Source organism: Nonomuraea sp. NPDC049784, from assembly GCF_040659615.1.
Classification (GTDB): domain Bacteria; phylum Actinomycetota; class Actinomycetes; order Streptosporangiales; family Streptosporangiaceae; genus Nonomuraea.
Map to the genome: position 1 here is coordinate 1 of NZ_JBFAMX010000666.1, position 5,348 is coordinate 5,348.

Genomic DNA, 5,348 nt, shown 5'->3' on the forward strand with positions numbered 1-5,348 from the left:
TAATGGCACCATCGGGTATTAGAACTGTCCGAATGCCCTGCCATAGAGAGGTTTGGCAACGGCGTTCAGCATGGCGAGACAACAGGCAAGGCGACGACATTCAGCGTGGGTGATCTGCTCATTGCGGCAGAGCCAGCGATCATGCCGCCGGGGCCGCGGGCGTTGACCCACGCCAAGGTCCAGTTTGTCTCCGTAGACCGTCCCGGCTCATCGCCCAGGGTAGGACTCTAGGGTGGCGCGCGTCGTTTCGGCATAGACGTCCGATTGTGCGCCATGCTCTGGCTATGGACGTGAAGTGGGTCTCCGGCGAGGTGCTCCCGGTCGAGGGGCAGGCCGAGATACTGACCGAGGAGCAATGGGGGCATCTGAGCGCTGTTGCGATCCAGGAGGTCTTCGAGAGTGGTCTCCGCGAGATGGGGATGCCAGCGATGGACATTCATCATATCGTTTCGCAACGAGACATGATGTACGCGCGCACGAGCAAAAACCTGAAGTACTGGCCTCGGGACGTGTGGCCTCGCTTGATCGGGGGGGTCCTGAAGGACCGCTTGCACGACTGGTTCAGCCAGCGCGCCATCCAAGTGGATAAGTCGGTAGACGTGCATGTCCACGTGCCACTGTTTGTGCTTGCTGCGCCAGAAGTAACCGGTTGCAAAGCCAGCTTTAAGACACAGGAGAAGACTGCTCAAAAACTCGGCTGGAAGGTCTCTGTCCTCGGGGCGGGCCTTGAGGATAGCGGAGTATTGGAAGCGACAATTTCATCGAGTTTCAATGCCGTAAGCGGTGAAACCAAGGTAGTTTTTGTTCCGATCTCGGTGCCGGTAGAGAAAGTGACGATTATCGAAAGTGGCCACACGATCGGCGAGGGCCACCGAGTCAACGCGAAGGAGCTCAGAGTAACCGGAAACCCCGGTCTGCTCCTCCTCCCCCCCAGGGACGCTCCACCCATCGGCGATCTGGCTGAACGGTACCCCCTTGCTGGCGACGCCACCGGAGCTCTGGCAACCTACGAACACGTGCTCTCTTCTATGTTCGGCCACAGCTTGAACATTGGCGTGCAGGCATTCGGGAGCGATGTAGGGATCCGCACAGCAATCGAGACGAGCACCTCAGTGACGCTGACTTACGAACTACGAGGCGGCTTCGATTACGAGCTGCATTTCTTGGCAGAGGGCCAGGGAAGGGTGTGGGGCGCGATCACAGGCCCCAGTCCTACCGGACAAAGCAAGGCGGAAGGCTAATGATTGTGTTTCGGGGGGCATCCGCGATGCAAGATCCAATTGTGGTCATTCTCAAAGGAGATAGTTGGATCAGAGGCTGCCTCGACGACTGACATCTGCCGCGTAGGTCATCCAGTCGCCGGCGGAGGCTTGTTGCCAGGCGACGGCGACCTTGATGTGGATGCCGAGCATGCGGGCGAGGATGGCGGCGGGGATCTCGGTGGCGAGGGCGAACAGGGCTGTGGATCGGTCTCGGCCGGCCTGGATGCCGATCTTCTTGAGGCGTTGGCCGAGGTAATCAGGGCTGAGCGGCTGGCCATGCCGCCTGCCGGGGAACAGCCAGGGTGTGTCGGCGGTCTTGTTGAGGATGGCGTTGCCCCTGCGCGTTTCGACCAGCTCGATGACGAGATCAGCGAGGGGCTCGGGGAGCACGACCGGTGAGGTGCCGAGGCGGAGCGTGACGTGGTTCCCGCTGGCGTGGATGTGCTCGGTGGTGAGGCGGCTGATCGCGCCGAGGTTCTGTGCGTAGAGCAGCAGGAGAAGACCGACGACCCGGTCGGAGGTCTTGAGGGTGGTGTCCTGCAGAAGCCGTCGTGCGTCGTCCCAACGTTTCTCGCTGTCGTGAGGGCCGGTTGGTCCTTGCCAGCGGGTGGCGGGGAAGGTGAGGTGCCGGGCGTGCCGGTGGGCGAGGGCCCAGCGGACGAAGTTCCCGGTCTCGTGCCGGTAGCTGACGTTGTCAGTCGCCCATCGGTCGAGGTCGGCCTGGGTGCAGGCGGCCAGGGTGAGGCCGGTACCGCTCAGCCAGTCGAGGAGGTTCATCGCGGCCGTGACGTGGGAGCGGATGTTGAGGCATTGCAGGTGGGTGGCGTGGGCTCCGTTGAGGCGTCGGCGCAGCCGCCGCAGGTGGTGCCAGACCGCGTAGGCGTGCAGGATCTTGCGCTCGTTGGGGTCGGTGCGACCGGCGAGCGTGGTGGCCGTCCACCGCTCCAGCACGACGAGCCGTTCGTCTCGTTCGGGCAGCGAGCTGCTAGCGACGAGAACGCTGCGCAGGTGGTCGAGTGTCTTGCTGGGCGGCAGTTCATCGAGCGTGTCGTGTGTGATCGTGCGCGAGTCACGGCCGATCCCTGCGAGGAGCTCTCGGACCTGGGGGCGTCTGAGCCAGCCCATGGCGACGTCGGGCCGCTCGACCTCGGTCAATGCTCGTTCCAACGGCGCCAGGTCGGCTCCGATGCGACCGCTCTCGTCCGCGAGGAGGGTTCGGATGTCCTGGCCGAGGACGCAACGCTGGCAGGGGCGGGGGCTGAGGACCCAGGTCGTCTTGCAGGTCGGGCACCGGTCCCAGAAGTCGGGGTCGGGGTTGAGGCATCTCGCGCACAGGGGTTTGTCGAGCGTGCCGCCCCGAAGCTGGGCGATGATGTCGCAGCCGCTGCAGCGGATCCACCGGTGCTGGCAGTTGTCGCACCAGGGCTGGCCCGTGGCGCGGGAGATGTCGCAGTGCGCATCACGGCCGCAGATTCCGCAAGCCAGGACGGGGCGAGGACGGCAGTTCTGGCAGAGCGGGCCGGTCGCCGCGCGGACCGCGACGCGGCGGCGCTGCCCGCATCCGGAGCAGTCCTCGAGGTTGATCGGGTCGTTGACCAGGCAGTTGGGACATAGTGGTCCGCCGTTGGCATCACGGGCTGCGGGCTCGCGGACACTGCCGCAGCGCGAACACGGAACGGCCCTGGTCTTGGCGAAACAGTTCCGGCAGATCCGCTGGCCATCGAGCTGCTTGGAGAGGGCGACGACCCGCTGGCAGCGCGGGCAGGACGGTGGAAGCACCTTCGTCGCGCCTGCTTTGATCAACTCGTCGATGAACCGCAGCACCGCAGGTGTCGGAGCCAGGGCGCCGGCCCCGGTGAGCAGATCGGGATTATCCACGACAGCCCAAGCCAGACGCCGCTGCCCGGCGGGACGGACTGTGGCCCGCTCGAGAGCGGCGAGCACAGTCGGGCCACTGAGTACGGGCTCGAGTTCGGCGACCAGGACCGTGAGAAGCCGCACCGGGTCGCCGTCGAGGTCAGGGCAGTGCTCGCAACGAGGGAGGCCGTGTCGGTCCCGGGTGCAGACCCGTCGTTCGGCCCCGCACTTGGCGCAAGCCTCTGGTCTGTCCCGGCAAGGCGAGCAGATCACGCAGCCCTTCCGGCTGATCAAATAGGAGACAGCTCGACCGCATTCACCGCAACAGGGCGCCGCGATGGCCGTCGCTCCCGCGGCACGCAGCCCCAGCAGCAGCTGACCCACCGACCACGGAACAGGATGCCCGCCGCCAGTGAGCAGGCTCGGGTCCGTCAGAAGGTTCTGAGCGAGACGCCGACTCTTGGCCCGACCACCAGCGATCTTGACGACCTCCTGGTGAACGGCTTCGGCCGTCAACGCCGGCTCGACGCCGGTCACGAGCCGGACGACCAGGCCGATCGGATCAGCGATGACCTCGGCGTCCAGGGCGGCGCTCATTCGCCGGCCGGAGCGATGCGGGCACGTTTGGGCCGCAATTCTCCGACCCCGGCCTCCCCGCCGACCACTTTGGTCTTCTTGGCCTGCCCCGCGACGGGCATAGGCTCGATGAGCTCCTCCATCGTGCAGTCCAGGATGTCCAGCAACGCCATCAAAATCTTCAAGCTGAGGCGTTCGGGGCGATCGACGACGAGGCGGTAGACCTGCGAGGACGACAGCTTGATTCCCCGTTCGGCCAACGGCGCGAGCAAGTCCGTGGTGGAGAACATGTCCCGGGTCGCCATGACCTGCCGCAGATGCCACCGGTAGTCCAGCTTGGCCGTCATCGCCGTCCCTTTCGTCCAGAGCCGCTGCTCTCGGCCCCGAGCGCCGGGGTGAGAGCACGCCGCAGCGCGGCGTTCATGAAGTCATCGCTGACGTGGGTGTATACGGCCGTCGAGCTATCATTCTCGTGGCCTACCTGAGCCTGGATGAACCTGCGGTCGACCCCGTCCTCGGTAAGGTGCGTCACGTAAGAATGCCTTAGTGAATGGGGCACCAAGGCGGCTGGCAGCTTGAGCGCATCACGGTAAGCGACGAACCTGGCGTTGATCTCGGCCGGTTTCACCCGGCCGCCGCGTTCGGTCACCCACAAGGCAGGATGGTCCTCGCATCCGAACCGGGGCCGGACGTTCTCGACGTAGTCGACGACCGCCTCGACCGCCCATTCCATCACCGAGGCGACGTTCCGGCGCCGCGGCGGCTGGCCTCGCTTGGCCTTGCCGTAGCGGACGTTCAGCATGCCGTAGGGGCCGAACTCCGGCGCGGCCGGGTTCCGCCCAAAGTCGACCAGATCGAGCTTGGAGGTCTCGGTCCGTCTAAGCCCCCACCCGTAAATGACCTTGAAGAGGGTGGCGTCCCGGTAGGCGGCCAGCGCGCCTTTCCGCTTCGACTTCACCGCCCGCTCCACCTGGTCATCGGCGTAGTCGAGGAACCGCTGCAACTCGGCGCGGGTGAACGGACGCGCCTCGGGATTGCCCTCGTAATCGTTGAGGTGAGCGATCGTGTTCCACTCGTGCGCGATCGCTACCGGATGCTGTCCGGGCCCGAACGTCTGCTCGCAGGCGACGGCCCAGCCGTAACGGCCGTCGATCAAGAACTCAGTGAACTGCCGGATCGTGCACTGGTAGCTGCGGATCGTGGACGGGGCCAGATGATGCTCGGCCGTCAGGCTCAGGGACCACTCGTCCATGTGGCCGGGCGTCCAGCCCCACGGATAGTCGTTGGTGAACTCCAAGAAGCGCCGGACCAGCCGCTCCCGCGGCACGATCGTGTCCTCCTTCAACCCCCGCGCCGTCTGCTGAGCACGCCAACCCCGAAGCATCGCCTCGAACATCGAGTCCTCAGGACGCAACTGCACGACGCCCGACACGAGCTCCATGTGAGCCGCTCCCGCGAGCTCGACCCTGCGCTGCTGCACTCTCCAGACCATCCCTTCTGGAGAGCAGATCTTGCATCAAACGGGATAGGTATGGCAAACTCACTGCTCAGGCGGCCAAGACCAACGCCTCCGGAAGCCCCGCCGAACGCCGCGACGACCTCGCGACCTGCGGACCTTCGCCCGTCTGATGCAATTCCTGAGGGTTGACGTAG

Annotated in this window: 4 protein-coding genes; 1 reads left to right on the forward strand and 3 read right to left on the reverse strand. The window is 65.3% G+C overall.

Annotated elements, in window-relative coordinates; translation table 11 throughout:
* The first annotated feature begins 284 nt into the window (after positions 1 to 284).
* The gene (locus AB0J09_RS55160) at positions 285 to 1,241 is read left to right on the forward strand and encodes a hypothetical protein (RefSeq protein WP_360710363.1); all 957 of its coding nucleotides are present in this window, start codon (positions 285 to 287) and stop codon (positions 1,239 to 1,241) included.
* A 69-nt stretch (positions 1,242 to 1,310) separates the two neighbouring features.
* Here the strand turns inward: AB0J09_RS55160 and AB0J09_RS55165 are convergent, their stop codons facing one another.
* The 3 genes from AB0J09_RS55165 to AB0J09_RS55175 all read right to left on the reverse strand — a co-directional run bounded on the left by AB0J09_RS55165 (position 1,311) and on the right by AB0J09_RS55175 (position 5,175).
* The gene (locus tag AB0J09_RS55165) at positions 1,311 to 3,263 is read right to left on the reverse strand and encodes a hypothetical protein (protein WP_360710365.1); all 1,953 of its coding nucleotides are present in this window, start codon (positions 3,261 to 3,263) and stop codon (positions 1,311 to 1,313) included.
* A gap of 449 nt (positions 3,264 to 3,712) precedes the next feature.
* Entirely contained in the window at positions 3,713 to 4,042 is a 330-nt protein-coding gene (locus tag AB0J09_RS55170) for a helix-turn-helix transcriptional regulator (protein ID WP_350803103.1), read from the reverse strand.
* Positions 4,039 to 5,175, reverse strand: a complete 1,137-nt coding sequence (locus tag AB0J09_RS55175) for a tyrosine-type recombinase/integrase (RefSeq protein ID WP_360710366.1) — start codon at positions 5,173 to 5,175, stop codon at positions 4,039 to 4,041. The genes AB0J09_RS55170 and AB0J09_RS55175 overlap by 4 nt, the downstream gene beginning before the upstream one ends.
* Between the last annotated feature and the right edge of the window lie 173 nt (positions 5,176 to 5,348).

What these genes read in the sequence shown, in the direction of transcription:
- AB0J09_RS55160 (WP_360710363.1), top strand. Translation starts at nt 285, where the DNA reads ATGGACGTGAAGTGGGTCTCCGGCGAGGTGCTCCCGGTCGAGGGGCAG.
- AB0J09_RS55170 (WP_350803103.1), bottom strand. Translation starts at nt 4,042, where the DNA reads ATGACGGCCAAGCTGGACTACCGGTGGCATCTGCGGCAGGTCATGGCG.